Origin of the sequence: Streptomyces sp. NPDC048196 (assembly GCF_040652715.1) — a bacterium.
Taxonomy (GTDB): domain Bacteria; phylum Actinomycetota; class Actinomycetes; order Streptomycetales; family Streptomycetaceae; genus Streptomyces; species Streptomyces siderophoricus.
In genome coordinates, this window is sequence record NZ_JBEZMM010000023.1 from 96171 (window position 1) to 122228 (window position 26058).

The following is a 26058-nucleotide window of genomic DNA, read 5'->3' on the forward strand; positions in this document are numbered from 1 at the left end:
CAAGGGGTCCGCACGGCGCGAGGGTCGGCACGGCGCAAGGGTCGGCTCGGCCTGAGGGGCTCGCACGAGCAATGATCGGCATGGCACGAGGGATCGGCTCGGCGCGAGGGGTCCGCAAGGCGCAAGGTCGGAATGGCTCAAGGGTCGGCATGGCGTGAGGATCGGCATGGTGCAACGGGTCGATGCGCCGCGCCGAACGGGCAGCGGGCTCCCAGTGGGTGGGGCCTCGGCCGGGCCCCGAGCGGCTTCCGGCGGCGGGTGGCCATCCCGTTCCTCCGGGCGCCAACTCCCCCTGCAGTCGGCCCCCGCGGTCGTTTTGGTGTGGGGCGGATTTCTCCATACGATCCAGCGATGATCACAAGAAAACGGCTGGCGGCCGGGGTGTGCGGGCTGTTGGCCGCGATGGCCGTCGCCCTCCTTCCCACACCCGCCAGCGCCGGGGAACCGGATGCGAAGACCGCTCCCAAGGTGGAGCTGACCCTCGATGTCAGCGGCTCGATGCGGGCCCGCGACATCGACGGTCAGAGCCGGATGTCCGCCGCGAAGCAGGCGTTCAACGAGGTGCTGGACGCCGTACCGGACGGCGTCCAGCTCGGCATACGGACGCTCGGCGCCGACTACCGCGGCGAGGACCGCAAGACCGGCTGCAAGGACACCCGTCAGCTCTACCCCGTGGGGCCGCTCGACCGCACCGAGGCGAAGACCGCGGTGGCGACGCTCAGCCCGACCGGCTGGACGCCCATCGGCCCCGCCCTGCTGGGTGCGGCGCACGACCTCAAGGGCGGCGACGGGTCCCGGCGGATCGTGCTGATCACCGACGGCGAGGACACCTGCGCCCCGCTCGACCCGTGCCAGGTGGCCCGGGACATCGCCGCGCAGGGCATCCACCTCACCGTCGACACGCTCGGTCTGCTGCCGGACGCCAAGACCCGTAAGCAGCTGAGCTGTATCGCGGAGGCGACCGGCGGGACGTACACCTCGGTGCAGCACACCAAGCAACTGCGCGACCGCGTGCACCAGTTGGTGGAGCGGACGGCCGATCCGGTCGTCACGCCGGTGGCCACCCAGGGCGCGCAGAGCTGCGCCGGCGCGCCGAAGCTGAAGCCGGGGCTCTACAGCGACCGCGAGAAGTTCGCCGAGCACCGCTGGTACCAGGTCGACGTCCGGCCCGGCCAGGAGCTGCGGGCCTCGGTGAGTGTCGCCGCCGACCGTGCCGTCAACAACGACTACGGCGTGCTCCTGCGGGCCTCGACCGAGCACGGGCGGGAGCTGGTGCGCGGCGCGGAGGCGGGGGACGGGCGGACGGATGTGATCTCGTCCGGTCTGCGCTATCCCGAGCCGCCGGCCGATGCCCCGGACGGCGCGGACGAACCGCCGGCGAAGACGGTCTGCCTCCAGGTCAGCAACTCCTTCTCGGCGCCGCCTTCGGTCAAGACCGAGCCCGGTATGCCGGTCGAGCTGGCCATCGACGTGGTGGACGGTCCGAGCGACGCCTCCGACGCGGCGTTCCTCGGGCTCGGCCACGGCTGGTGGCTGCTGGTCACCCTGGCCCTCACCGGACTGGTGGCCGGTCTGGTCTGGGGCTGGATCTCCCGTTGGCGCGTCTCCGTCTGGAGGACCAACTGATGCGCACCGTACGCAGAATGCTGATGACCGCCGCGCTGGCCGGGGTGGGTCTCCTCGGTGTGGCTCTCGGTGCGGCGGGGCCCGCCGTCGCCGACACCGCGACGCCGAGTCCGAGCGCGAGCACGGAGGCGGCGCCGACCGAGGCCGGGACCTCGTTCCGTACGGCGACCGCCATCAAGCCGGGGCAGCCCGCGACGGCCGATGCGTCCACCGGTGACTACCTCTACTGGGTGCTGCCGGTCGACGCGGGACAGCGCGCCACGGTCACCGCGACGGTGACGCTGCCGGCCGCCGCCCGGCACGGTGCGGCCACCTGGCAACTGGACGTCTACGACGGACTGCGCCGGCGGCAGCCGTGCAAATACGGCGCTCCGACCAAGGCCGCGGCCCAGGGTGCCGGTTCCGTCGAGCTGACCTGCACGTTGCGGACGGTGCGCGCCTGGGCGGAGCCGTGGGCCAACGATCCGCTGCCCGGCAGCTATTACGTGCGCCTGACGGTCATCGACCTTCCGCAAGAGGACCTGGGACTGCCGGTCCATGCCAAGGTCGAGGCGGGCACGGCCGACCAGGGCGGCGCCCAGGCCGTGGACGGCACGCTCGCCGCTCCCCTGGTGCCGGGCGCCGGTACGGCCACGCCGCAGTCCGACGGGGCAACGTCGTCGCCGTCGCCGCGGCCGGCGGCCATGGCGGAGCCGGACGGCGGCTGGTCCTCCGGCTGGTGGTCGGACCGCTGGCTGTGGACCGCGGCCGGCGGGCTGCTCGCGGCCCTCGGGGGCATCGCCGGCTATTCCGTCACCCGCGGCTCCGGCCGCCCGTCACGGGTGCCGCCGGGCGCCTGACCCGAGCCGCACGGCGGGGCGGTCACGGCATCGCGCCGTGACCGCCCCGCTCGTCATTGAGCCTCGTCGCTGAGCTTCGTCATTGAGCTCGTCGCTAAGCTTCGTGAGCTCGTCGCTGAGCCGCGTTGCTGGGCTTCGCCTGAGTCGCGTCGCTGAGCTCGTCGCTGGGCCGCGTCGCTGAGCCGTCGCTGAGCTTCAGCACTGAGCCGCGTCGCTGAGCTCGTCGCTGAGTCGCGTCGCTGGGCTCGTCGCTGAGTCGCGTCGCTGGGCTCGTCGCTGGGCCGCGTCGCTGAGCTTCAGCACTGAGCCGCGTCGCTGAGCTCGTCGCTGAGTCGCGTCGCTGGGCTCGTCGCTGAGCCGCCTCGCTGAGCTCGTCGCTGACTTCGCCAGTCGGCCACGTCGGTCAGATACGGCGGTCAGTCATTCACGGCCATCAGCCATGCACAGCCTGCAGTCATGCATGGCCTTCAGACGTGCACGTCGGTCACTCATGCCGTCGGTCACTCATGCTCTTCGATCGCTCATGCTCGTCGGTCGCTCATGCTCGTCGGTCGCTCATGCCGTCAGGCAGTCAGTCATGCTCGCCAGTCCTGCACGTCGGCCGTGCAAGTGAGCCTCGTGACGGGGCACTTGGGCTGTCGGCTCTCCCGTCGCCGGCACGTCAGCCGCAGTCGCAGCAGCTGCAGCAGTCACAGCAGTCGCATCCGCTGCAGGGGTCGCAGCTGTCGCAGCAATCGCAGTCCTGGCAGCATCCCTCGCGCTTCTTGCGCGACCAGGCGCCCTCGTACTCCTCCGCGCAGCACACCTTGCAGGTGCAGCACAGCCCGATGGCCACCGCGCAGCCCGCGAAGAAACCCCGGGGCTTCTTCGGCTGGTGCGGGAAGTGCGGCAGGCCGCCGCCGTTGCCACCGTTCCCGCCGTTGCCGCCGCCACCGTGCCCTCCGCCGTGGCCGCCGCCGTGACCACCGGGCGGCACCGATCCCCCCGCGTAAGGATTGTGGCCGTGAGGATTCTGCCCGTAGGGATTCTGCGGGGCGTTCAGGTACGGCCCCTGGGCGTACGGTCCCCCGGCCGGCGGCTGACCGTACTGCGGCGGCTGGCCGTATGGAGTCGGCTGCCCGTATGGAGTCGGCTGACCGTACGGAGTCTGCTGGCCGGGTCCGCCCTGATGGGGGTGGGAGGCATGCCCCTGGTGGGAGCAGGCCGCGGTGCCGAAGGCGCGGTCCACCGATCGCCGTAGTTCGTGCACCAGCAGCACATGCACCAAGGCGGAGTCGGTGAACTCCACGTCGCGCAGGGCGAGCCGGATGCCGTGCAGGGCATCGTCGCAGAGCCGGCGGGCGTCGGCGGTGCTCGCGCCGGTCGCGGTGAGCGGGTTCCAGGCGCCCTCGGCGGCGTCCGTGGCCCGGTCCTCCACGGCGTCGAGGAGGTGCGCCAGCCGCCCGAAGAGCCGGCCGGCCTCGGCCAGTGGCGCGGCGTTTCCGGGCCGGCCGGCGAGTACGGCGGTGTGGGCGAAGGCGGCGGCGGTCGCCGTCTCGGTCGGTTCGGTGATGACCGTCAACGGCGTGCCGGGTCCGGCCAGTTGCTCGATGGCCGGTTGGCGGTCGACCGCGTCGACGAGGACGGAGGTGTCGAAGCCGAGGGTGGCGCCGGTGCGGGCTCCGGCCCGGTCCCAGCCGGCGGCGACCCGGCGCGCGGCAGCGGCCACCGGGCGGCGGCGCAGCAGACCGTTCCGGTCGGCGACGTGGTCGCGGATCTTCGCCGAGGCGAGCACGAGGGACACCGAGGCGGCGAGCCGTGCGCCCTCGCCCTGCGCCACGGAGGCGGTGCGCATGCCGCGGAGCGGACAGGGGCCGGCGGTGCGCCGGCCGGCCTCCGTGCGTCCGGCCTGGGCGTCCGTCAGGACGGAGACGATCAGTCCGTCGTAGTTGGTGACGACCCGGGCGAACTGCCCGTGGTCGCCGCGCAGCGCGAGGCACAGACCGCAGAGGTGGGCCATCCATTCGGCCTTGAGCCCTTGGGACAGGCGATGGCTGCAGGGCCTGACGATTCCGAACATGTGCGATCCCCCGTGAGACGTCGGACGGTGCCGGCGCGGCGCGCGGCGGCAACGGCTGAAGATCGTACCGATCCGACCGCTGACCTGGGGACACCCCCTGGGAAGGACTGCTTTCGCTAGGTGGTGTGGCGGGCGGGTAGGGAGTCGAGCCGGGCCGCCCGGTGCGCGAGGCCGTCGAGGGCGCCGGTGGGCGCCAGGCCGGGACCCCACCGGGTCGGACCGCCGGTCGCCCGGCGCCATGGGACCGGCCGGTCACGTCCGGGGGGGCCGGGGGGGTGACCATCGGGCGATCGGAGGCGACCCGCGCCGTCCCCCGGGACGGGCTGTTCACTCACCAACGGGCAGCGCGCCGGGCTCAGTTCGGGGCGATACGTGACGGCCTGGTCGTAGCACGCCGTTCGGCGCGGACCGGGACGGCGTGGTCACCGCGCTCACCGCGCTCAGTTCGGCGCGGACCGGGACGTCCCTGCTCATCGCGCTACGTTGGGCGCGGGCCGGGAGGACGTATTCGCCGGGCTCCGTTCGGCGCGGGCTGAGACGGCGTGGTCACCGCGCTCACCGAGCTCAGTTCGGCGCGGGCCGGGACAACGTGGTCACCGCTTGTCCGGGGCGGGGACCAGCACCATCCAGTCGTCCTTGCCCTCTTCCTCGTGCAGGTAACCGATCATGGTGGGGTGCGGCCCCGGATAGGCCGGGCCCTCGTTGCGCACCCCGGAGGCGCTGCCGGTGTCCGTGCGCCCGAGAAGCACCGCCAGGGCGAGGAAGGGCAGTACGGCCGCCGAGAGCGCTATCCCCGTGCTCCTGCTCCCGCCCCTGCTATTGCTATTGCTATTGCTCTTGCTCTTGCTGTGGGTCTCGCTCCTACTTCTGCTCCCGCTGCTGGTCTTCGGTCTCACAACTTCCCCCGGGTCCATGTGGTTTGCCACCTGGGCATCTTCCTCCATGCCGCGGTGCGGTCCGTCGCCGGGGTCTCACACTGAGCCGCTATCGCATGCCCGGCGGCCGGATCGGCTCCTGGGGAACCAGGCGGGCAAACCGTTCCTGACAAAACGTCCGGGCAAATCCCGGGGAACCGGCCGGGCAACTCCTGGAGAACCGTCCTGACAAACCGTCTGGCAAATCCCGAGGAACCGTCCTGAAATCGTCGAAACAATCTCCCTGACGCTTCGTCAGTATCCGGACCCAGCAGGCTTCTCCCGGCCCGGGGCTTCCGCGTGGCGGCGGATCCGGGCGGCGAGGACGGCGACGTCGTCCTCGGCGTGCAGGCCGTCGAGGTGGTCGAGGACCTCGTCGAGGACCTGCTCGACGTCGGCTCCGGCGGGGAGGCGGAGGCGGGAGAGCCGGGAGAGCGAGGTGTCGATGTCCTCGCCGCGGCGTTCGACCAGGCCGTCGGTGAACATCAGCAGGGTGTCGTCGGGGGTGAGAGTGCGGGTGATCTGTTCGTAGCCGCCGGTGCCGGTGCCCAGGGGCGGGCCGACGGGGACCTGGAGGAGGTCGGCGGTGCCGTCGCCGCCGAAGACCACCGGGGAGAGGTGGCCGGCGCTGGCCAACGCGGCGATGCTGCGGGCCGGGTCCACCCGGGCGAGCAGGCAGGTCGCCGGGCGGCGGGACTCGTCCTCGGCCACCGCGGTGTCGAGCTGGCGCAGGACGCGGTGGGGCGGCAGGTCGGTCGAGGCGACGTAGCGGAGGCTGGAGCGATAGGCGTTCATGTCGACCGCGGCGTCGAGTCCGTGGCCCATGACGTCGCCCATCACGAGCAGGGTGCGCCCGTAGTGCAGCCGGACGGTTTCGAACCAGTCGCCGCCGACCAGCGCGCTGCTGCCGGAGGGGAGGTAGCGGGTGGCGAGTTCGAGGTTGGGGTGCGGGCGGCCCGGCTCGGCCAGCAGCGCCCGTTGGAGGTCCATCGCGGTGCGCTGCACCGAGGAGTGCCGGCGGGCGTGGGTGAGATGGGCGGCCGCCAGGCGTGCCGCGTGCAGGACGGTGGCGGTCTCGTCCGCGCTGAAGCTGCCGCCGGCGCGGAGGACGAGCAGTACGCCGTGGCGGCGGCCCTGGGCGGACAGCGGCACCGCGAGGGCCTGGGCGGACATCCCACCGGAGAGGACGGCCCGGGCGGTGACGGGCCGGTCCTCGGCCAGGGCCCGCAGGAGGGGGGAGCCGTCCCTCGGGCCTTCCGAGCCTTCCGCGCTTTCCACGCTTTCCGCGCTTTCCGAACTTGCGGGGCTTGTGGCGCTTGCGGGGCTTTCAGGGCCTCCAGGGCCTCCAGGGCCTCCCGAGTCGTCGCCGGGGAAACGGGCTTCGAGCACCTTGACCAGGCCGGCCGAGGCCACCCGGCGGAGCGCGGGGGCCTCGGCGGGCCGGCGGGCCGCGGTGGCGTCCTCGGGGAGGAGTTCCACCGCGGCGGCGTCGCCGATGTGCCGGCACAGGAAACGGGACAGCTCGGTGCAGGTCGTCCGGGCGTCGAGGGTGGTGCCGATGCACTCGGCGGCTTCCTCCATGGCCCGTAGCCGGGCCCGTAGGCGGGTGTCCTCGGCGTCCCGGCCCGCGTCGTCCGAGCCGTCCCGGTTCATTACGGCCACCTCCAGGGCGCTGCGCCCGCTATGGACGGGTTTGCTGGTGTTGCACCCATATCACCAGCGGGACCGGATCCCGGTCCGGCGCGGCGGCCGCGGCGGGGTCAGTTGAGGACGCCCATGCCCAGCAGGCCGAAGAGGAGGGCACCGATGAGGATGCGGTAGACGACGAAGGAGTTGAAGGAGTGCTTGGCGACGAACTTCAGCAGCCAGGCGATCGAGGCGTAGGCGACGACGAAGGAGACGACGGTGCCGACGGCCAGCGGGGCGATCGCGGCGCCGGAGCCGATGGCGTCCTTGAGCTCGTAGATGCCCGCGCCGGTGAGGGCCGGGATGCCGAGGAAGAAGGACAGCCGGGTGGCGGCGACCCGCTCCAGGTCGAGGATGAGCGCGGTGGACATGGTCGCGCCCGAGCGGGAGAAGCCGGGGAAGAGCAGCGCGAGGATCTGCGAGCAGCCGACCCACATGGCGTCCTTGAGGGAGGTGTCGTCCTCCCCGCGCTTGTGGCGGCCCATCTGGTCGGCGGCCCACATGACACCACTGCCGACGATCAGTGAGCCGGCCACCACCCACAGGGAGGCGAGCGGGCCCTCGATCAGGGGCTTGGCGGCCAGGCCGACGACGACGATCGGGAGGGTGGCGAAGATCACCCACCAGGCGAACTTGTAGTCGTGGTGGTAGCGCTCCTCCTTGTTGGCCAGCCCGCGGAACCACGCACCCACGATGCGCACGATGTCCTTGCCGAAGTAGACGAGCGCGGCGGCGATCGCGCCGACCTGAATGACGGCGGAGAAGCCGACGACGGCCTTGTCGTCGACGGGGATGCCCATCAGCCCCTCGGTGATCTTGAGGTGGCCGGTGGAGGAGACGGGGAGGAATTCCGTCACCCCCTCCACGGCTCCGAGGACGACGGCTTGGCCGATGCTGATCGCGCTCATGGGATCCATTTCTCGGGACGGGTGGACGGTGGGCGCAGGCACGCCTCGGCGCGTGGGGCGGGTCTGGTGGATCGGCCTGGCCGACCCGGACGACACGCCTGGCGCGATGAGTGACTTTACTGGGGGTTTCGCCGTCGGGCCGACGGGCAGGCCCCTGCGGGCCGGCTGAGCGGACCGGGATGCGCGGCGCCTGCCCGGGCCCCTACAGTGCGGGACGGTCTACAACACTGTAGACGAACGAGGGGAGGAACGATCCATGACCGCGGCCCCGCTCCGCCGCCGCTCCACCACCGCCTCGGCGCGCGCCCCCGCCCCGGCCGCACCCCGGGGCACGCCCCAGGCCGCGGACAAAGCCGGCGGCACCCGGCGCGACGCCTACTTCGACAATGCCAAATACCTGGCCATCGTATGGGTGGCGATCGGCCACGCCTGGGAGCCGTTCTACGCCGGAAGCCGGACCTCGGCCGCGCTCTACCTCGTCCTGTACGCCTTCCACATGCCGGCGTTCATCGTCATCTCCGGCTATTTTTCCCGGAGTTTCACTTTCCGCCCCGAGCAGCTGCAGCGACTGGTCACCGGCATCGCCGTCCCCTATGTCCTGTTCCGCACGGCTTACGCCCTGTTCCGGTACGCGGCCGGTGACCAGCCGGACCTCTCGGTCGGCCTGCTGGATCCGTGGTTCCTCACCTGGTTCCTGCCGGCGCTGTTCATCTGGCGGCTCACCGCCCCGCTGTGGCGGATCATCCGCCTGCCGGTGCCGGTCGCCCTGACGATCGCCGCGCTCGCCTCGGCCTCCCCGGAGATCGGCAGTGATCTCGATCTCCAACGGGTGCTGCAGTTCCTGCCGTTCTTCGTGCTGGGCCTGTGCCTTTCCCCCGAGCACTTCCGCCTGCTGCGCCGCCGAGCGGTGCGGATCGCGGCGGTGCCCGTGGTGCTGGGCGCGACCGCGTTCGCGTACTGGGCCGTGCCGCGGATGAACGACGCGTGGTTCTACCACACCGACAGCGCCCAGAAGCTGGGGGCGCCGTGGTGGGGCGGCATGCTGATGCAGCCGGCCATGTTCGGCTGCTCGCTGGTGCTGACCGCCTGCTTCCTCGCCTGGGTGCCGGGCCGCCGGATGTGGTGCACCGCCCTGGGCGCCGGCACCCTCTACGGCTATCTGCTGCACGGCTTCCTGGCCAAGGGCTCGCGCTGGTGGCACTGGTACGACGCGGCCTGGGTCGGCACGCCGTGGGGCCACGTCGTGGTGACGCTGATCGCCGCCGTGGTGGTGACGCTGCTGTGCACCCCGCCCGTACGGCGGGTCTTCCGGTTCGCGGTGGAACCGCGGATGCGCTGGGCCTTCCGCCGGCCGCCCCGCGACCGCGGAGCTCCCGGCCAGGAGCAGCAGTACTGTTGGCGTGGCTCATACGTGCCGTAGCAGCCCCGACTTTGGCCGACCGGCTGCTTGGCGGCCGGGATCGTATGCGCCACAAGAGGGCCTGCGCCGTCCGGCCCGGGCCGAGCCGACCCAGCAGAGGCGCCGATCATGGACACAGCCGCGGCGGCATCGCCGCCCCGTACCGGCATCAGCCTGCGCCAGCTGCTGATGTCGCTGGGCGAGCCGCTGGTCGAGCTGCAGGCGGCGCCCGCCGGGCTGGATGTCGAGATCCGCAGCGTCGCCCTGCTCGACCCCGAGGATCCGCCGATGGCCCGCCCCGGCGAGCTGATCCTCGCCATAGGCGCCCGCGGCCGCGCCGCGTTCCCCGCGCTGCGGGCCGGCGGGCGCGACGGGGCGGCCGCGGTCGCGGTCAAGCTCGACGCCCCCGGCCAGGCCGCGGCGCTCAGTGAGACCGCCGTCGAGGCCGGGATCGCGCTGCTGTCCGTGCGCAGTGAGGCGCGCTGGGAGCAGGTGGACGCGCTGGCCCGGGCGGCCCTGGAGAGCGCGCCGCCGGGGCTGCCCGGAGCGGGCGACGAGGAGGGCGACCTGTTCTCGCTCGCCCAGACCACCGCCGTCCTCACCGGCGGCATCGTCAGCATCGAGGACACCGCGAACCGGGTGCTGGCGTACTCCCGCTCCACCGACTCCGACGAGGTCGACGATCTGCGGCGGCTGTCCATCCTGGGCTGGCACGGCCCCGAGGCATACCTGGCCCGGCTCCGGAAGTGGGGGGTCTTCCAGCGGCTGCGCGCCTCCGACGAGGTGATCCGCATCGACAGCCATCCGGAGCTGGGCATCCGGGCCCGGCTCGCGGTGGCGATCCGGTCCGGGGAGCGGCAGCTGGGCACCATCTGGGTGCAGGAGGGCTCGACGCCGCTGACCGACCACTGCGACCAGGCGCTGCTGGGCGCCGCCCGGGTCGCCGCACAGCATCTCGTGCGCCGCCGCCGGGAGCTCTCGGCGGGCCTCACGCTGACCCGCACCCTGGCGGCCGGGCTGCTGGAGGGCACCACCGGGCCGCAGCCGCTCGCCTCCCACATGGGCCTCGACGCCGCCCGCCCGGCGGTCGTCCTGGGCTTCTCCTACGGGACCGAGGCCCCGCCGCCGGAGCTGGCCCGCGCCGAGGTCGGCAACCTGGTCTCGGTGCACACCGCCGCCCGGCACCGCAGCGCCCTGGTCACCCAGGCCGACTCCCGGACCTACGTGCTGCTGCCGCAGCTGCCGCGCAGCATCGACCTCGGCACGCTGCGCTGCTGGGGGCAGGAGATCACCGACGCGGTCCGCCGCCACCTGGGGCTGTCGTTGCGCGGCTCGGTGGGCTGCATCGTGCCGGCGCTCGGCGAGGTCCCCGAATCGCGGCGGGAGGCGGACCGCATCCTGGACGCCATGGTGAGCGTGGGCGTCGCCACCACGGTCGCCGCGCTGCCGGACATCCAGGCGGAGGTGCTGGTCAGCGAGGTGCTGACGCTGCTCTCCAGCCACCCGGAGATGCGTGATCCGCGGCTGACCGCGCTGGTCGCGCACGACAGCCGCAACCAGGGGCAGCTGGCCGAGACCGTGCTCGCCTATCTGAACGCCTTCGGCGACGTCCGGGCCGCCGCCGCCCAGCTGCACGTGCATCCCAACACCCTCCGCTACCGGATCCGGCGGGCCGAGGAGCTGACCGGCCTCGACCTCGGCCGCCCCGACCAGCGCCTGCTGGCCATGCTGCAACTGCGGCTGCCGCCGGCCCCCTGATCCGTCACCGGGTGCAGCGGCTGTCGGTCGGTAAAACTCCTAGACTGGCCGAGATGCTCCCTTGAGCCGACGGACTGGCGATCATGAGCTCCGACAAGGCACGGCCGGGCGGTTCCGGCCGGGCGGGTGACCTCGCGAAGGCGGCCACGGCCGAACTCGACGCACAGGGGCTGATCGTCTCCTGGACCGTGGCCGCACAGCGACTGCTCGGCTACCGCGCCGAGGAGATCCTCCACCACCCCGCGGCGGAACTGCTGGCGCTGCCCGGCGACAAGGAGCGGGCGGCCGCGGTCGCCGCGTGGTGCCGGACCGGCGAGGGCTGGGGCGGTTCGGTGGCCGCGCGCCACCGCGACGGCCGCGATCTCCAGCTGGCCGTCCAGGTCACCCCGGTGCTCGACGGCGCCGGCGGGGAGCGGTGGTCGGTGTTCGCCCTGGAGGAGTGGCGGACGCCGGGCGGCGGGGTCAATCAGCTGATGCTCGAACCGTTCCTGGCGCACGCCCCGGTCGGTATGGCCGTGCTGGACACCGAGCTGCGCTACGTGTGGGTCAACGACGTCCTGGAGCGGCTGATCCCCCTCGAACGCCGGCTGGGGCGGACGGTGGACCAGGTCCTGCCGCCGCTGGAGGCCGAAGCCTTCCACGAGCGGATGCTGCGGGTCCTGCGCACCGGCACCCCGGTCATGGACTACGAATTCCGCAGCCCCACCTACGCCGACCCCAGCCAGGAGCGGGCCTACTCGGCGTCCTTCTTCGGGCTGGCGGATCCGCAGGGCCGGCGGATCGGCATCTGGTACATGGTCATCGACGTCACCGAGCGCTGGCGGGCGCAGGAGCGGCTGGCCCTGCTGAACGACGCCAGCGCCCGGATCGGCAGCACGCTGGACGTCACCCGCACCGCCCAGGAGCTGGCCGATGTCGCGGTGCCGGCGCTCGCCGACTTCGTGGCCGTCGATCTGCTGGACTCGGTCCTCCGGGGCGACGAGCCGGTGCCCGGGCCGGTCGACAGCAGTCTGCTGATGCGGCGCTGCGGCCAGCAGTCGGTCAACGAGGGCTGCCCGGAAGCGGGACTGGCGGTCGGCGAGGCCGTACGGCGCTCCCCCGCCTCGCCCATCACCCGCTGTCTGCTGGCCGGCGAGTCCCTGGTGGAGGCGGCGCTGGACCAGGCGTCCAGTGCCTGGGTCACCGAGGACCCGGCCCGCGGCGCGGTGATCCGGGCGTACGGGTTCCGGTCGGTGATGGTGGCGCCGGTGCAGGCCCGCGGGGTGACGCTGGGCGCGGCGACGTTCTTCCGCTCGCGCCGGCTGGGGCCGTTCACCGCGGACGATGTGCGGCTGGCCGAGGAGTTGGTGGCGCGGGCCGCGGTGTGCGTCGACAACGCGCGCCGCTACACGCGGGAGCGGACCGCGGCGCGGGTGATGCAGCAGAACCTGCTGCCGCACGAACTGACCGGCGGCTCCGCCCTGGAGGTCGCGTCGTGGTACTTCCCCGCGGACGCGCCGAGCGGGGTGGGCGGCGACTGGTTCGACGTGATCCCGCTGTCCGGCGCCCGGGTGGCGCTGGTCGTCGGGGACGTGGTCGGCCACGGCATCAACGCCGCGGCCACCATGGGCCGGCTCCGGACGGCGGTGCACACCCTGGCCAACCTCGACCTGCCGCCCGATGAGCTGCTGGCCCGGCTGGACGACCTGGTCATCGGCCTGGTGAAGACCTACGGCACCGAGCCGGCACCGGACACCGAGAACGCCACGGTGGCGGCCACCTTCATGGGCGCGACCTGTCTGTACGTGGTCTACGACCCGGTCAGCCGGCGGTGCTGCCTGGCGCGGGCCGGCCACCTCCCGCCCGCGGTGGCCGGGCCGGACGGCACGGTCGAGCTGGTCGACCTGCCCGCCGGTCCACCGCTGGGGCTGGGCTCGCTGCCGTTCGAGGCGGTCGAGCGTGAGCTGCCCGAGGGCAGTCTGCTCGCGCTCTACACCAACGGGCTGATCGAGACCTGCGATCCGGACATCGGGGTCGGGCTGGCCCGGCTGAGCGGCGCGCTGACGTCGCCCGGGGCGACGCTCACGGACATCGGCGGGCGGGTGGTCAAGGCGCTGCTGACCGGGCCGCCGTCGGACGACGCGGCGCTGCTGCTGGCCCGTACCCGTGCGCTGGGTGCGCACCAGGTGGCCTCCTGGGACCTGCCCGCCGATCCGGCCGTGGTCGGCAACGCCCGAGCGCTGGCCGGCCGGCAGCTGGCCGAATGGGGCATGGACGAGCTGCAGTTCACCACGGAGCTGGTCGTCAGCGAGCTGGTCACCAACGCGATCCGGCACGGCACCGGCCCGATCACCCTGCGGCTGATCCGGCAGGACGGGCTGATCTGCGAGGTCTCCGACGGCGGCAGCACCGCGCCGCATCTGCGCCATGCGCGGACGACCGACGAGGGCGGCCGCGGGCTGTTCATCATCGCCCAGATGACCCGGCGCTGGGGCACCCGCTACACACCGACCGGCAAGATCATCTGGGCCGAGCAGGACCTGCCGTCCGAGGCGGAGGCGGGGTGACGGCCCGGCCCGGCGGTGATCGTCGCGAGCCGGGACATCCGCATCCGCCCGGCCCGGTCACGGCCGCGGGTGTTCCAGTACGTCCTTGAGCGTTGCCAGTTCGGTGTCGACCAGCGCGGTCTGGTGGAGGAAGTCCTCGTCGGAGAGGGTCGGCGGGCGGAAGAACGTGATCATGAAGTCGGCGCCGGTGCCGTTGGGCACGACGCGGGCGGGCACCTGCCAGGAGGCGGTGTCATCGAGGTAGTCGTGGTCCAGGACGCCCAGGGCGGCGTGCGGGCGGATCCGGAGCCTGGCGGGCCCCTGCGGGGTGGCCATCCGCCACCATTGCGGGTCCTCGGTGGGTTCGACGGACCGGACGTTCACCACGGCCCACTGCGGCCAGTTGGCCGGGTCGGCGAGGAAGGCGAACACCTCGTCCGGCGGGCGGTCGATGGTGACGGTCTTGGTGACCGAGCGGCTGGTGTTCATGGCGGGCCCTTTCCGGTGCCGTGCTGTGTGCATAGCCATTGCATATAGACATCACGTTGCTGCTCTGACAGCATCTTGTCAAGAGCGCGGAGGCGGTCCGACGAGGGGCGCCGGAAGGAGGACCGAGTGCCGGACGAAATGGCTCTGCTGGTGGCCGATGTCTTCGAGGCCGCCGGGGCGCTGCGCCGCCTGGGCGAGCGCACCGCACAGGCGGAAGGACTCACCCAGGCCAGGTGGCAGGTGCTGAGCGTGGTGTCGGACGCACCGGTGACGGTGCCGCAGGCGGCCCGGCGGCTCGGGGTCAGCCGGCAGAACGTGCAGCGGGTGGCCAACGACCTCGCGGACCTGGGCCACCTCACCTTCGAACCCAACCCGGATCACCGTGGTTCCCCGCTGCTGGTGCTCACACCCGACGGGCGGCGGGCGCTGGCCCGCGTCACCGAGCGCGCCACCGCCGTCCACCGCGCCCTGGCCCCCGCGCTCCCGGCGTCCGCGGTCACCGAAACCCGGGCGTTCCTGCACCGCCTGCTCGCCGAGCTGGACCGCCGGGAAAGCGCCGAGGGCGGGCGCACCCCGCACCGGAAGGAGCCCTCGTAGGCGGTCGGCAACGAATTCCGCATTGGCCGGTCGCACAGCCATCAGGGGTGACTTTGTCGTCCCTCACAAATACGCCGCCGTGCATCGCCACATACGCTGACGCAAATCCATTCGGACGTGATGCCGCTCACCTCTCACGAGGAGGCCGGGCACGCTGCGGCGGCGCGATCAGCGCTCCCCACCCGCGCGAGCATCCGGAATCCGCGGCCCCGTGCCGCCGCTTTCGACATTCGACAGGGCCATGATCGCCACCTGCCAGCACCCGGCCCTGTCGTGCGTCCAGACCGAGGCGATCCCAGCAGTCACCCCGTGCATGACCCCTCCAAACCCTCAACGGATGTCGCAATGACCACACCTCCCCAGAGCCATCTGACCGCTCCGCCCGCACCCCCGGAAGGCGGGGCGGCGTCGCAGCAGTCAGGACTGCGCTCCGGCCTCAAGAACCGCCACCTGTCCATGATCGCCGTGGGCGGGGTCATCGGCGCCGGCCTGTTCGTCGGCTCCGGGTCGGGCATCGCCGCGGCCGGCCCCGGCATCCTGCTCTCCTACGCCCTGGTCGGCGCGCTGGTCGTGTTCGTCATGCGGATGCTCGGCGAGATGGCGGCGGCCAACCCGACCTCCGGCTCCTTCTCCGCGTACGCGGACCGGGCGCTCGGCCGCTGGGCGGGCTTCTCCATCGGCTGGCTGTACTGGTTCTTCTGGGTCGTCGTGCTCGCCGTGGAGGCGACCGCCGGCGCCGCCATCCTCACGAGCTGGGTCCCGGCCGTCCCCCAGTGGGCCTGGGCGCTGATCGTGATGGTCGTCCTGACCGCCAGCAACCTCGCCTCGGTCGCCTCCTTCGGCGAGTTCGAGTTCTGGTTCGCGGGCATCAAGGTCGTCGCCATCGCCGCCTTCATCGTCCTGGGCGGCCTGGCGATCTTCGGTGTGCTGCCCGGCACCGGCCACGCCGCGACCGGCTTCGGCAACCTGACCTCGCACGGCGGATTCCTGCCCCACGGGCCCAGCGCGATCCTCACCGGTGTCCTGATGGTCGTCTTCTCCTTCATGGGCTCCGAGATCGTCACGCTCGCCGCCGGTGAGTCCGAGGACCCCGAGCGCGCGGTCACGAAGGCCACCAAGAGCGTCATCTGGCGGGTGGGCATCTTCTACCTCGGCTCGATCCTGGTCGTCGTCTCCCTCCTGCCGTGGAACGACCCCTCGATCACCAAGAAGGGCTCCTACGTCGCGGCCCTCGACTCCATAGGCATCCCGCACGCCGGCCAGATCATGAACGTCATCGTGCTGACCGCCGTGCTGTCCTGCCTGAACTCCGGCCTCTACACCGCCTCCCGGATGGCGTTCTCGCTCGGCCAGCGCGGCGACGCGCCGAAGGCCTTCGCCCGGACCAGCGCGCGCGGCGTCCCGCAGACCGCGATCCTGGCATCGGTCCTCTTCGGCTTCATCGCGGTCGGCTTCAACTACTTGTGGCCGACCACCGTCTTCCAGTTCCTGCTGAACTCCTCGGGCGCGGTCGCGCTCTTCGTGTGGCTGGTGATCTGCTTCTCGCAGCTGCGGATGCGCGGCATCATCCTGCGCGAGAACCCGGACAAGCTGGTCGTACGGATGTGGCTGTTCCCGTACCTGACCTGGGCCACGATCGCGATGATCACGTTCGTGCTGGCCTACATGCTGACCGACGACAGCGACGGCGGCGGCCGCATCCAGGTGCTGCTGTCGGTGCTGCTGGCCGTCGTGGTCGTCGGGATCTCCCTGGTCCGCGACCGGATCGGCGGCAGCTCCGACAAGACGGCGGGCCTGTCCCGCTAGCAGAACGCGAACCGTAGGGGCGGTGGTGTGCACGGCACGCCACCGCCCCGTACCATCCCCTCACCACCGCCCCCCGCCGCCCACGATTCCCCCTCGGAAGGCCAGCCCACGACGATGCCCGTCTTCAGACGCCGCAAGGACAACGTTCCCCGGATGGCCCCGGAACTCGACGACGTCACCCTGGGCCGGACCCGGAAGCGCGTCGAGACCGCCTGGTCCCGCGGCTCGCTGGACACCGCCGTGATGGCCACGATGGGGCAGCTGCTCGACGAAGTGGGCGAGGACTGGGACCGCAGGGCGCACCGGCTGGCGGTGCTGGCCGCGTCGGCCGGCCGGGGGCTGCCCGGCATCTGGCGGCGGCACAGCCCGCGCGACCCGGGCGCCCTGCTGCTGCACGCCTGGTCCGATCTCCTCCGGGCCCGCGAGCCGGGTTCCGCCGTCGATCTGGCCGAGACCCGGGAGACCTGCCGGATCGCGGCCGATCTGGCGCCGGCCGATCCCACGCCGTGGACCCTGCAGCTGGCCGTGCTGCGGCTGGAGCGCCGCCCCTCGCAGGAACTGTCGGCGATCTGGCGCGAGATCAAGGCCCGCGACCCCTGGAACCGCGAGGCGCACCTCCAGGCCCTGGGCTACCTCTCGCCAGATGAGTGCGGTTCCAGCGCCCTGGTGCTGGACCTGCTCGACGGTGTCCGCAACAGCATGCCGCCGGACGCCCCCGCCGCCGGCCTGGAACTGACCGCGCTGGTCCGCGCCCATCAGCGGGCGGTGGCCACCGGTGGGCTGTCCGCCCTGGGCGCGGGCGAGATCTGGCGCCGCCCGGACGCCGCCCGGGCCCTCGACCAGGCGGCCCGGTACTGGCCGGCACCCGGCTACCTGCACCACGCCCAGGCCATGGCGGACCTGAACGTACTGGCCTACGCGCTGATCAAGTCCGCCCGGATGGCCGAGGCGGCGATCGCCCTGCGGGCCACCAAGGGCATCGCCACGCCCTGGCCGTGGAGCCTGGACGGCGAGCCCCTGGAGCGCTTCACGCACCACTTCGAGCGGGCCACGGCGGACAGCTAGGGCGCCCCGCGTCCACCTCCTCGTCCGGGCCGCCGAAACCCGCGGCGACGTGTCCGATTGAGGGGCATACGTACGGGCGGTAGCCGGAACGGGTGGAATGCGGGGCTCTTTCCGGTCTCTCCGGAGTGCCCCGATGTCGTACCGGGGATCCCTTCCTGAAGAGCGTGGGGAGATCCGTATGCGGGACACCGTCAGCACCGGCCGCTCCGCGGCGACACGGGGCCGGCGCGTGCTGCTCCTGATCGCTCTGCTGGCCTTGTTGCACGCGGCGTTCGCCCCGGACTCCCCGGAGGCACCGCCGGCCGGTGCCGCTGCCGGAGCCTGCGCCACCCGTGCCGCGGCCCCCGTCGCGTCCGCACCGGCCGAGCGGCCGTGCACCGTGCGGGCACCGGTACTGGCCTCCGCCGACGGCGACCACCGGCATCCGGGCAGCGGCGTCCGCCATCGGTGCGTGGGGTCGGTCTGCCATCTGCGCCACCACGTCCCGACCGGGGCGACCGGCAAGGCGCTCGGGGCGTCACCGGCGGCGGCCGCCCGTACCGCGAGCGGCGTCCCGGTGTCCGGTGCCGTCCGCACCTCCGCCGCCGCCGCGCCTGCCGGGGGCGTGACCGTTCTGCGCTGCTGACCGGGCCCGGCCGCGCCCGACTGCCCCGCCCGTCGACGGGCCACCGGGGCGCGGCCTGCCGTCATCCGCTCACAGGACCGGCACCGCAGGAGAACCGGTATGCCCCGCGACATCTTCGGGGCCCTGGGCGCGCTCATCCGCGCCGAGGCCTCGCGCACCGTCCCCCGGCCGAAGACCCCTCCCCCGGACAGCTCGCCGCCGCCCGACCGGCCGCCGGCGGGCGGCCCGGCCGATCCGGCGCCGGGTGCCCCGGATGCGGCGGACACCGCGGACGCGCCGGGCAGCACCCCGGCCGTCCGCGAGCGCCGTCGGCCGCTGACCGCGCTGCTGCGCGCCCTTCGCCTCCGCCAGAAGGATCGGACCGACCCGGCCGGCGGACGCAGCGCCTCTCCCTCGTGACGAGGCGGGGCGAGGCGGACCACGAGGCCGGGGCGTCGAGGTACGTCGGCCGGGTCCGGGCGTGCCCGGGGGCCGCCCGCCGGCGCCGCACGGCGCGCTCCGCTCCCGTTTGTCCGCCTCCCTGCCCGGCGCGATGCTGGACGCATGGCCGCACACACGGCCGGAGCCCCGGCGCCGGTCTCCGGCCCTGATCTGGCGTCCGCCTGGGCCGTCGGGCGGCCCGGTCCGGTGGCCTCGGGGCCGCTGGTGGCGGTGCGGCGCCCCGTTCCCGCGCCGGGTCCCGGCGATCTGCTGCTGCGGGTCGAGGCGTGCGGGGTCTGCCGTACGGATCTCCATCTGGCCGAAGGGGATCTGCCGCCGCGCCGCCCGTCGACCGTACCGGGGCACGAGATCGTCGGCCGGGTCGTCGCCACGGGGGCGGCGGTCGGCCGGTTCCAGGTCGGTGACCGGGCCGGCGGAGCCTGGCTGCGCGGCACCTGCGGGGGCTGCCGTTACTGCCGGGCCGGCCGCGAGAACCTCTGTCCGGCCTCCCGGTACACCGGCTGGGACGCCGACGGCGGGTTCGCCGAGGCCGCCCTGGTCCCCGCGGACTACGCCTATCCGCTCCCGGAGGACCAGAGCGCCGTGCAGCTGGCGCCGCTGCTGTGTGCCGGGATCATCGGCTACCGGGCACTGCGCCGCAGCGCACTGCCGCCGGGCGGCCGGCTCGGCATCTACGGGTTCGGGGCCTCGGCGCATCTGGCCGCACAGGTCGCGCTGGCCGAGGGGGCCCGGGTCCATGTGCTGACCCGGACGGCGGCGGCCCGTCAACTCGCCCTCGACCTGGGGGCGACCTCGGCCCGCGACGCGTACGACCGGCCGCCCGAGCCGCTGGACGCGGCGGTCCTCTTCGCGCCGGTGGGCGACCTGGTGCCGGTGGCACTGGAGGCGCTGGACCGGTCGGGCACGCTCGCCATCGCCGGGATCCACCTCACCGACATCCCGGTGCTCGACTATCAACGCCACCTCTTCCACGAGCGCGATCTGCGCAGCGTGACCTCCAACACCCGCCAGGACGGCGAGGAGTTCCTGCGGACCGCGGAACGGATCGGCATCCAGGTCACCGCCAGTCCGTATGCGCTCGCCCGGGCCCCGCAGGCGCTGACCGACCTGGCCGCCGGCCGGGTGCGGGGCGCGGCGGTGCTGGTGCCCGCCTGACCGGGCGGGGGCCCGGCCCTCGGTCACGCACCGTGCCGGGGTGCACAAGCGCGGACGCCGACTGGCTCCGGCCTCGCCGGATGCCGCACCATGGAAGCAAAGCGGTAAATTACGGCATATCCGATGAAATGGCGGCGGGGTGGAGCCCTGGCCCCGAGGGCGGATACGGCAACCGTGGCGTACGACAACGGCTTCCCTCCGCGTACGGAGGCGGTGCAGGCAGTGACCACGCGGGTCCTCGGGTCGTCCGGGGCCGAGCTGACCGCCGTCTATGTCCCGGCCGAAGGGGACGGCGAACTCCACCTGGCCGAGATGGTCGGTGGCTCCGGCGTCCGCTTCGGACTGCCCGCCAGCTACGAGGTGGCCGGCAACTCCCCGGTCGCCGCGGCCTACCGCACCGGACGGCCGCAGTGGGTGGGCGCCGCCGAACTCGACGAGCCCGGCGAGGTCTCGCTCGGGGCGCTGCCGCTGGGCGACGACACCCGGCGGCTGGGCTGCCTCGTCGTCGTCGACCAGGCGACGCACGCCTTCGACGAGGACCGGAGGCACCTGTTGGAGCTGCACGCCGACCAGGTGGCCGCCGGGCTGGAGGCGGTGGCCGCCCGGGTCATGGCGCGCACCGAGCGGCAGTCGCTGCTCGGCCCCGGCCTGGGCACCCTGCGCGGCGGCGCCTTCACACTGGTGCTGCGCACCGGCCGGATCGACGCGGACGCCCTGGTGCTGGAGCTGTTCGGGATCCCGCAGCAGGAGTTCGACCGGCGGGTCGAGACGCTGCTGGAGCGGACCGCGCCGGACGACGTACCGGCGCTGATGTCGATCGTCGAACCGGGCGGGCTGCCCGTCTCCGGGCAGCAGCTGTCCTTCCGGATCCGCCGGCCCAACGGCGAACTGCGCTGGCTGAGTCTGCGCTGCCGGGTGCGGTACGACGCCGACGGGGTGCCGGAACGGATGCTGGGCGTGGTCGCCGACGCCTCGTACCTGCGCCCCAGCGCCGACGAGGTCTCCGTCGTGCAGCGGCTGTCGACCGCGCTGGCCGGTGCGACCACCATCCGGGAGGTCAGCCGGGCGGTGGTCGACGTGCTGCGGCCGCCGCTGGCCGCCAGCCGGATCGGGGTCGCCGAGCTGGAGGCCGACCGGCTCGTGGTCACCGTCCTCGATCCCCCCGAGCCGGAGTCCTGGCCCGCGAGCTGGCAGCGCGAATGGCGCAGCGAATGGCCCGACGCCTCGTGTCACGCGCTGCCCACGGTGGAGGGCGTCCTGCGGGGCGGCCATGTGGCGCTGTGGCCCCCGGGCGCGGAGCTGGAACCGGGGCTCGCGGACATCGGCCCGGGCGGGCTGGCCGTCCTGCCGCTGCCGGCCGAGGGCCGGGTGGTCGGCGTGTGCCTGCTCGGCTGGGACACCGAGCACCGGTTCGGGCCCGAGGAAAGGTCGCTGCTGACCGCGACCGCGGGGTTGGTCGGCCAGGCCCTGGTCCGCGCGCACGCCTTGGACGCGGGCCATGAGCTCGCCACCATGCTCCAGCGCAGCCTGCTGCCCCGCACCCTGCCGACGCTGGCCGGCGGGGTCACCGCGGTCCGCTACCTGCCGGCCACCATGGGCCTGGAGGTGGGCGGCGACTGGTACGACGTCATCCCGCTCTCCGACGGCCATGTGGCGCTGGTGATCGGGGACGTCGAGGGACACAGCGCGGGCGCCGCCACGATCATGGGCCAGATGCGCACCGCGATCCGGGCGTACGCGGTGGAGGGCCACCCGCCGGACGTGGTGATCGCGCACGCCAACCGGCTGCTGCTCGGCATGGAGACCGATCTCTTCGCCACCTGCGCCTATGTGGACCTCGACATGGAGGAGGGCATCGCCTGGTTCGTGCGGGCCGGGCACCTGCCGCCGGTGCTGCGGCACCCGGACGGCCGGACCGAGGAGCTGACCGTCGAGGGCGGGCCACCGCTGGGGGTCGCCGCCGAGGGCGAGTTCCCGCTGACCGAGGTCGGGCTGACGCCCGGCACGCTGCTGGTGCTGCTCACCGACGGCCTGGCCGAATCGGCCAGCCTCCCCCTGGAGGACGGGATGCGGCGGGTCTGCGAGGTGCTCGCGGCGGCCGATCCGGCCGACGCCGGGCGGGTCGCCGACGAGCTGCTGGGCAGCGCCAAGCGGCGGGACGACGACGTGGCGGTGCTGGTCCTGCGCTACGACGGCATGCGGGTCCGCCCGACCCGGGCCCACTGGGCGGTGTGGCGGCTGCCCGACGCGGTGATGCACGCCCGTCGTTTCACCGGCCGCACGCTGCGCTCGTGGGGCGTGACCGAGGAGATGGACGTGGCGCTGCTGGTGGTGTCCGAGCTGGTCACCAACGCCATCGCGCACACCCAGGGCGAGGTGCGGCTGGATCTGACGCTGGCCGCCGACCGGCTGCGGATCGCGGTCAACGACGCCTCGCCACGGGCCCCGGTCAAGCCGGCCAGCGTGGACTGGGAGGCGACCGGCGGCCGCGGGCTGCTCCTCGTCGAGGCGATGTCGGCGTCCTGGGGCTCGGTGCCGCTGAGCGGCGGCAAGCAGGTGTGGAGCGAGATCAGCCTGCAGCCGGACGAGCGGATCGAGGCCGCCCAGGCCGGTGAAGGGGGCCCGGCGTGGTGACCGGGCGCCTGCGCAGGGCCGTCGTGGCGCTGGCCGCGCTGGGACTGCTGGCCGGACCGGCGGCCTGCGGCGAGGCCGGCGGCGGGCACCGGACCGCCTCCTCCCCCGGCGCCCTGCGGATCGGCGTGCTCCTGCCGGACAGCACCTCGCGCTTCTACCGCTTCGACAAGCCGCTGATCGAGCAGCGGATCCACCAGCTGTGCCCCGGGTGCGCGGTGGAGACCGTCAGCGCCCAGCACGACGTCGCCACCCAGCAGCAGCAGATGGACGCGATGATCACCAAGCGGGTCGACGTGCTGATCCTCGACGCCACCGACTCCCGGTCGCTGCGCTCCTCGGTCGAGGACGCGCACCGGGCCGGCATCCCGGTCGTCGCCTACGACCGGCTGGCCGAGGGCCCGATCTCGGCGTACGTGTCGTTCGACGGCGCGAAGGTCGGCCGGCTGCAGGCCGAGGCGCTGCTGCGGGCGCTCGGCCCGAACGCGCGGCGCGCGCAGATCGTGATGATGAACGGCGCGGCGACCGACCCCAACTCCGCGTGGTTCAAAGGCGGTGCGCTGTCCGTCCTCCGGGGCAAGGTGCGGATCGGGAAGTCGTACGACACCGCCGACTGGCGTCCGGAGGCCGCCAACGGCAACATGACCGCCGCGATCGCGGCGCTCGGCGCCGACCACATCAACGGGGTCTACTCCGCCAACGACAGCCTCGCCGCCGGCATCATCTCCGCGCTGAAGGCCGCCAAGATCTCTCCGCTGCCGCCGATCACCGGCCAGGACGCCGAACTGCCGGCCGTTCAGCGCATCGTCCAGGGCGAACAGATCATGACCGTCCTCAAGCCCTTCAAGCCCGAGGCCGACGCCGCAGCCGCGATGGCGGTCGCGGCGGGGCGCGGTGAGCGGCTCGGCCGCCTGGCCCCCGACCGGATCAACAGCCCCACCCTGCACGACATACCGGCCGTACTGCTCACGCCCATCGAGGTGACGGCGGCGAACATCAAGGACACCGTGGTCAAGGACGGTATGTACACCATCGACCAGATCTGCACCCCCAAGTACGCCTCCGCCTGCCGGAAGGCGGGGCTCACCAGCTAAGGCAGGTACCCATGTCAGCACCTCCGCTGCTGGCGCTGCGCGGCATCTTCAAGCGGTTCGGCGCCGTGCAGGCCCTCGCGGACGTCGACCTGGAGGTCCGCGCCGGTCAGGTCGTGGCGCTCGTCGGGGACAACGGGGCCGGCAAGTCCACCCTGATCAAGGTGATCGCCGGGGTCGATCCGGCGGACGAGGGCGCCGTCGAGTGGCAGGGCCGGCCGGTGCAGATCACCCGGCCGCACGAGGCCCAGGACCTGGGCATCGCCACCGTCTACCAGGACCTCGCGCTGTGCGACAACCTCGACGTGGTCGGCAACCTCTTCCTCGGCCGGGAGATCCGCCGGGCCGGGCTGCTCGACGAGGTGGAGATGGAGCGGGTCACGCTCGGCCTGCTCGACACCCTCGCCATCCGGCTGCCCAGCGTCCGGCTGCCGGTGGCCTCGCTGTCCGGCGGCCAGCGGCAGACCGTCGCCATCTCCCGCTCGATGCTGGGCGAACCGCGGCTGGTACTGCTGGACGAGCCGACCGCGTCACTGGGCATCGAGCAGACCGCGCAGGTCCTCGACCTCGTCGAGCAGTTGCGGGAACGCGGCCTCGGGGTGCTGCTGATCAGCCACAACATGGGCGACGTCAAGGCGGTCGCGGACTGGATCGCGGTGCTCCGGCTGGGCCGCAACAACGGCTTCTTCGACGTGACCACCACGTCCCACGAGCAGATCATCTCCTCCATCACCGGGGCCACCGACAACGCGGTCACCCGCCGCGCGGCGCACTGGGAGGCGGAGCGATGACCCGGCAACGGGACGGCGCGGAGGCGGTACGCCGCGCCCGGCCGGCACCGGAGCGGGCCGGGCGGAACCCGCTCGCGGCCCTCCGGCGCCGGTTCCACAGCGGGGAACTCGGCTCGGTCCCGGTCGTGCTCGGGCTGCTGGTGGTGTGGATCATCTTCGAGAGCCTCAACGAGAACTTCCTCTCGCCGCGCAACCTGTCCAACCTGAGCGTGGACATCGCCGGCATCGGCCTGATCTCCACCGGAGTGGTGTTCGTGCTGCTGCTCGGCGAGATCGATCTGTCGGTCGGCTCGGTGAGCGGTCTGGCCGCGGCCGGTTTCGCGGTGCTCAACGTCAACCAGGGCGTCCCGGAAGGACTCGCGCTGGTCCTGGCCGTCCTCGCCGGGACCGTGATCGGGGCCGTGCAGGGCTTCTTCTTCGCGAAGGTCGGGGTGCCCGCGTTCGTGGTCACCCTCGCCGGACTGCTGGGCTGGAACGGGCTGATGCTCTACATCCTGGGCTCCGCCGGCACCATCAACCTCGACGACCAGGGCCTGCTCGCCCAGCTGACCGGCTATTACTTCACCCCGGTGGTGGCCGCGTACGGCCTGGCGGCGCTCGGGACGGCCGGCTACTTCCTCGCCTCCTACCAGGACGTCCGGCGCCGCCGGGCCGCCGGGGTGCCGGCCAGGCCGCTCGGCGAGATCGTGCTGCGCACCGGGGTGCTGGCGGCCGTCTCGCTGGCCGCTGCCTTCGTGCTCAACCAGTTCCAGGGCCTGCCGCTGGCCCTGCTGATCTTCCTGGGATTCCTGGTCGGTCTCGACCAGGTGCTGCGCCGGACGCGGTACGGGCGCATGATCTTCGCGCTCGGCGGCAGCGTGGAGGCCGCCCGCCGCACCGGCATCAACGTGGACCTGGTGCGGATCTCGGTGTTCATGGTCTCGGGGACGATGGCCGCGATCGGCGGTCTGTTCCTGGCCTCCCGGGTCACCTCGGCCACCCAGACCGCGGGCTCCGGCAACCTGCTGATGGACGCGATCGCCGCCGCGGTCATCGGCGGCACCAGCCTCTTCGGCGGCCGCGGCCGGACCTGGTCCGCACTGCTCGGTGTCCTGGTCATCCAGTCGATCGCCTCCGGGGTGGCCCTGATGGGCATCCAGACCGCCGTCCAGTTCATGATCACCGGCGGAGTACTGCTGCTCGCCGTGGTCATCGACTCCCTCTCCCGCCGGGCCCGACGGGCGCATGGTCGGGTTTGATGCCCACGTACCTGGCCGTCCCGCCGTGGTTGTTGCTCGCCGTTGCGCTTTGCGGCGCCGCGCACGCAGCCGTCTGCTGCGCCGCGGGGTGCTGTGCTTGGCCTCGGCCCACGTACTTGGCCGTCCCGCCGCGGGGCTTGCTCGCCGTTGCGCTTTGCGGCGCCGCGCACGTAGCCGTCTGTTCCGTCGCGGGGCGTCTCGTCGTTGCGCTTTGCGGCGCCGCGCACGTAGCCGTCTGTTCCGTCGCGGGGCGTCTCGTCGTTGCGCTTTGCGGCGCCGCCGCACGTTGCTGTCTGCTGCGCCGCGGGTGTTGTTCGCCGTTGCGCCTGCGGCGGGCTGGGTGGGTGTTGGGTGCGGTGACGGGCCTGCGGGGCCGGTGTTTGGGACTGCTGTCGCTTTACGTCCCAAACACCGG

20 protein-coding genes are annotated in these 26058 nt (G+C 73.1%); 15 read left to right on the forward strand and 5 right to left on the reverse strand.

Annotation, left to right across the window (positions count from 1 at the left end; genetic code table 11):
* Positions 1-351 precede the first annotated feature (351 nt).
* Positions 352-1626: a VWA domain-containing protein gene (locus AB0E02_RS22480; RefSeq protein ID WP_362141991.1), complete on the forward strand. Its 1275-nt coding sequence runs from the start codon at positions 352-354 to the stop codon at positions 1624-1626.
* Positions 1626-2465 carry a hypothetical protein gene (locus AB0E02_RS22485; RefSeq protein ID WP_362141993.1) on the forward strand — a complete coding sequence of 280 codons (840 nt, stop codon included), beginning with the start codon at positions 1626-1628 and terminating at the stop codon, positions 2463-2465. Before AB0E02_RS22480 ends, AB0E02_RS22485 begins: the two co-directional genes overlap by 1 nt.
* A 661-nt stretch (positions 2466-3126) precedes the next feature.
* Here the strand turns inward: AB0E02_RS22485 and AB0E02_RS22490 are convergent.
* From AB0E02_RS22490 to AB0E02_RS22505, 4 genes are all read right to left on the reverse strand, one after another.
* Positions 3127-4524, reverse strand: a complete 1398-nt coding sequence (locus AB0E02_RS22490) for a DUF5685 family protein (RefSeq protein ID WP_362141994.1) — start codon at positions 4522-4524, stop codon at positions 3127-3129.
* 593 nt (positions 4525-5117) lie between these two features.
* Positions 5118-5420 carry a hypothetical protein gene (locus tag AB0E02_RS22495; RefSeq protein WP_362141996.1) on the reverse strand — a complete coding sequence of 101 codons (303 nt, stop codon included), beginning with the start codon at positions 5418-5420 and terminating at the stop codon, positions 5118-5120.
* 273 nt (positions 5421-5693) lie between these two features.
* Positions 5694-7091 (reverse strand): PP2C family protein-serine/threonine phosphatase, encoded by a 1398-nt coding sequence (locus tag AB0E02_RS22500; protein ID WP_362141998.1) that lies wholly within the window; start codon positions 7089-7091, stop codon positions 5694-5696.
* Positions 7092-7198: 107 nt separating this feature from the next.
* Positions 7199-8032, reverse strand: coding sequence for an undecaprenyl-diphosphate phosphatase (locus AB0E02_RS22505; protein WP_362142000.1), 834 nt, complete (start codon positions 8030-8032; stop codon positions 7199-7201).
* Between the two features lie 256 nt (positions 8033-8288).
* Here AB0E02_RS22505 and AB0E02_RS22510 point away from each other — a divergent pair, with 256 nt between their 5' ends.
* The 3 genes from AB0E02_RS22510 (at position 8289) to AB0E02_RS22520 (ending at position 13735) form a co-directional block, all read left to right on the forward strand.
* The gene (locus AB0E02_RS22510; protein ID WP_362142002.1) at positions 8289-9452 is read left to right on the forward strand and encodes an acyltransferase family protein; all 1164 of its coding nucleotides are present in this window, start codon (positions 8289-8291) and stop codon (positions 9450-9452) included.
* A 108-nt stretch (positions 9453-9560) separates the two neighbouring features.
* Positions 9561-11189 carry a helix-turn-helix domain-containing protein gene (locus AB0E02_RS22515; RefSeq protein WP_362142004.1) on the forward strand — a complete coding sequence of 543 codons (1629 nt, stop codon included), beginning with the start codon at positions 9561-9563 and terminating at the stop codon, positions 11187-11189.
* An 83-nt stretch (positions 11190-11272) separates the two neighbouring features.
* Positions 11273-13735, forward strand: a complete 2463-nt coding sequence (locus AB0E02_RS22520; RefSeq protein ID WP_362142006.1) for a SpoIIE family protein phosphatase — start codon at positions 11273-11275, stop codon at positions 13733-13735.
* A gap of 57 nt (positions 13736-13792) precedes the next feature.
* Here the strand turns inward: AB0E02_RS22520 and AB0E02_RS22525 are convergent, their stop codons facing one another.
* Positions 13793-14203, reverse strand: coding sequence for an SRPBCC family protein (locus AB0E02_RS22525; protein ID WP_362142008.1), 411 nt, complete (start codon positions 14201-14203; stop codon positions 13793-13795).
* Between the two features lie 126 nt (positions 14204-14329).
* Between AB0E02_RS22525 and AB0E02_RS22530 the strand changes: the two genes are divergently transcribed.
* From AB0E02_RS22530 to AB0E02_RS22575, 10 genes are all read left to right on the forward strand, one after another.
* Complete coding sequence (locus AB0E02_RS22530) at positions 14330-14800, forward strand: MarR family transcriptional regulator (RefSeq protein ID WP_362142010.1); 471 nt, start codon at positions 14330-14332, stop codon at positions 14798-14800.
* Positions 14801-15145: 345 nt separating this feature from the next.
* The gene (locus AB0E02_RS22535) at positions 15146-16606 is read left to right on the forward strand and encodes an amino acid permease (RefSeq protein WP_362142012.1); all 1461 of its coding nucleotides are present in this window, start codon (positions 15146-15148) and stop codon (positions 16604-16606) included.
* Positions 16607-16720: 114 nt separating this feature from the next.
* Positions 16721-17671 (forward strand): hypothetical protein, encoded by a 951-nt coding sequence (locus AB0E02_RS22540; protein ID WP_362142013.1) that lies wholly within the window; start codon positions 16721-16723, stop codon positions 17669-17671.
* 178 nt (positions 17672-17849) lie between these two features.
* The gene (locus AB0E02_RS22545) at positions 17850-18296 is read left to right on the forward strand and encodes a hypothetical protein (protein WP_362142015.1); all 447 of its coding nucleotides are present in this window, start codon (positions 17850-17852) and stop codon (positions 18294-18296) included.
* A gap of 99 nt (positions 18297-18395) precedes the next feature.
* On the forward strand, positions 18396-18695 hold the full coding sequence (locus AB0E02_RS22550) for a hypothetical protein (protein WP_362142016.1): 300 nt from the start codon (positions 18396-18398) through the stop codon (positions 18693-18695).
* A gap of 144 nt (positions 18696-18839) precedes the next feature.
* Positions 18840-19892 carry a zinc-dependent alcohol dehydrogenase family protein gene (locus AB0E02_RS22555; RefSeq protein ID WP_362142018.1) on the forward strand — a complete coding sequence of 351 codons (1053 nt, stop codon included), beginning with the start codon at positions 18840-18842 and terminating at the stop codon, positions 19890-19892.
* A 222-nt stretch (positions 19893-20114) separates the two neighbouring features.
* Positions 20115-22526, forward strand: a complete 2412-nt coding sequence (locus AB0E02_RS22560) for a SpoIIE family protein phosphatase (protein WP_362142026.1) — start codon at positions 20115-20117, stop codon at positions 22524-22526.
* Positions 22523-23617, forward strand: coding sequence for a substrate-binding domain-containing protein (locus tag AB0E02_RS22565; RefSeq protein WP_362142028.1), 1095 nt, complete (start codon positions 22523-22525; stop codon positions 23615-23617). Before AB0E02_RS22560 ends, AB0E02_RS22565 begins: the two co-directional genes overlap by 4 nt.
* Positions 23618-23628: 11 nt before the next feature.
* Complete coding sequence (locus AB0E02_RS22570) at positions 23629-24405, forward strand: ATP-binding cassette domain-containing protein (protein WP_362142020.1); 777 nt, start codon at positions 23629-23631, stop codon at positions 24403-24405.
* Positions 24402-25643, forward strand: coding sequence for a sugar ABC transporter permease (locus AB0E02_RS22575; protein ID WP_362142022.1), 1242 nt, complete (start codon positions 24402-24404; stop codon positions 25641-25643). The genes AB0E02_RS22570 and AB0E02_RS22575 overlap by 4 nt, the downstream gene beginning before the upstream one ends.
* The last annotated feature ends 415 nt before the right edge of the window (positions 25644-26058 follow it).

Coding starts and splice junctions, on each gene's coding strand:
- AB0E02_RS22480 (WP_362141991.1), top strand. CDS start 352: ATGATCACAAGAAAACGGCTGGCGGCCGGGGTGTGCGGGCTGTTGGCC.
- AB0E02_RS22485 (WP_362141993.1), top strand. CDS start 1,626: ATGCGCACCGTACGCAGAATGCTGATGACCGCCGCGCTGGCCGGGGTG.
- AB0E02_RS22490 (WP_362141994.1), bottom strand. CDS start 4,524: ATGTTCGGAATCGTCAGGCCCTGCAGCCATCGCCTGTCCCAAGGGCTC.
- AB0E02_RS22500 (WP_362141998.1), bottom strand. CDS start 7,091: ATGAACCGGGACGGCTCGGACGACGCGGGCCGGGACGCCGAGGACACC.
- AB0E02_RS22505 (WP_362142000.1), bottom strand. CDS start 8,032: ATGAGCGCGATCAGCATCGGCCAAGCCGTCGTCCTCGGAGCCGTGGAG.
- AB0E02_RS22510 (WP_362142002.1), top strand. CDS start 8,289: ATGACCGCGGCCCCGCTCCGCCGCCGCTCCACCACCGCCTCGGCGCGC.
- AB0E02_RS22515 (WP_362142004.1), top strand. CDS start 9,561: ATGGACACAGCCGCGGCGGCATCGCCGCCCCGTACCGGCATCAGCCTG.
- AB0E02_RS22520 (WP_362142006.1), top strand. CDS start 11,273: ATGAGCTCCGACAAGGCACGGCCGGGCGGTTCCGGCCGGGCGGGTGAC.
- AB0E02_RS22525 (WP_362142008.1), bottom strand. CDS start 14,203: ATGAACACCAGCCGCTCGGTCACCAAGACCGTCACCATCGACCGCCCG.
- AB0E02_RS22535 (WP_362142012.1), top strand. CDS start 15,146: ATGACCACACCTCCCCAGAGCCATCTGACCGCTCCGCCCGCACCCCCG.
- AB0E02_RS22540 (WP_362142013.1), top strand. CDS start 16,721: ATGCCCGTCTTCAGACGCCGCAAGGACAACGTTCCCCGGATGGCCCCG.
- AB0E02_RS22545 (WP_362142015.1), top strand. CDS start 17,850: ATGCGGGACACCGTCAGCACCGGCCGCTCCGCGGCGACACGGGGCCGG.
- AB0E02_RS22550 (WP_362142016.1), top strand. CDS start 18,396: ATGCCCCGCGACATCTTCGGGGCCCTGGGCGCGCTCATCCGCGCCGAG.
- AB0E02_RS22555 (WP_362142018.1), top strand. CDS start 18,840: ATGGCCGCACACACGGCCGGAGCCCCGGCGCCGGTCTCCGGCCCTGAT.
- AB0E02_RS22570 (WP_362142020.1), top strand. CDS start 23,629: ATGTCAGCACCTCCGCTGCTGGCGCTGCGCGGCATCTTCAAGCGGTTC.
- AB0E02_RS22575 (WP_362142022.1), top strand. CDS start 24,402: ATGACCCGGCAACGGGACGGCGCGGAGGCGGTACGCCGCGCCCGGCCG.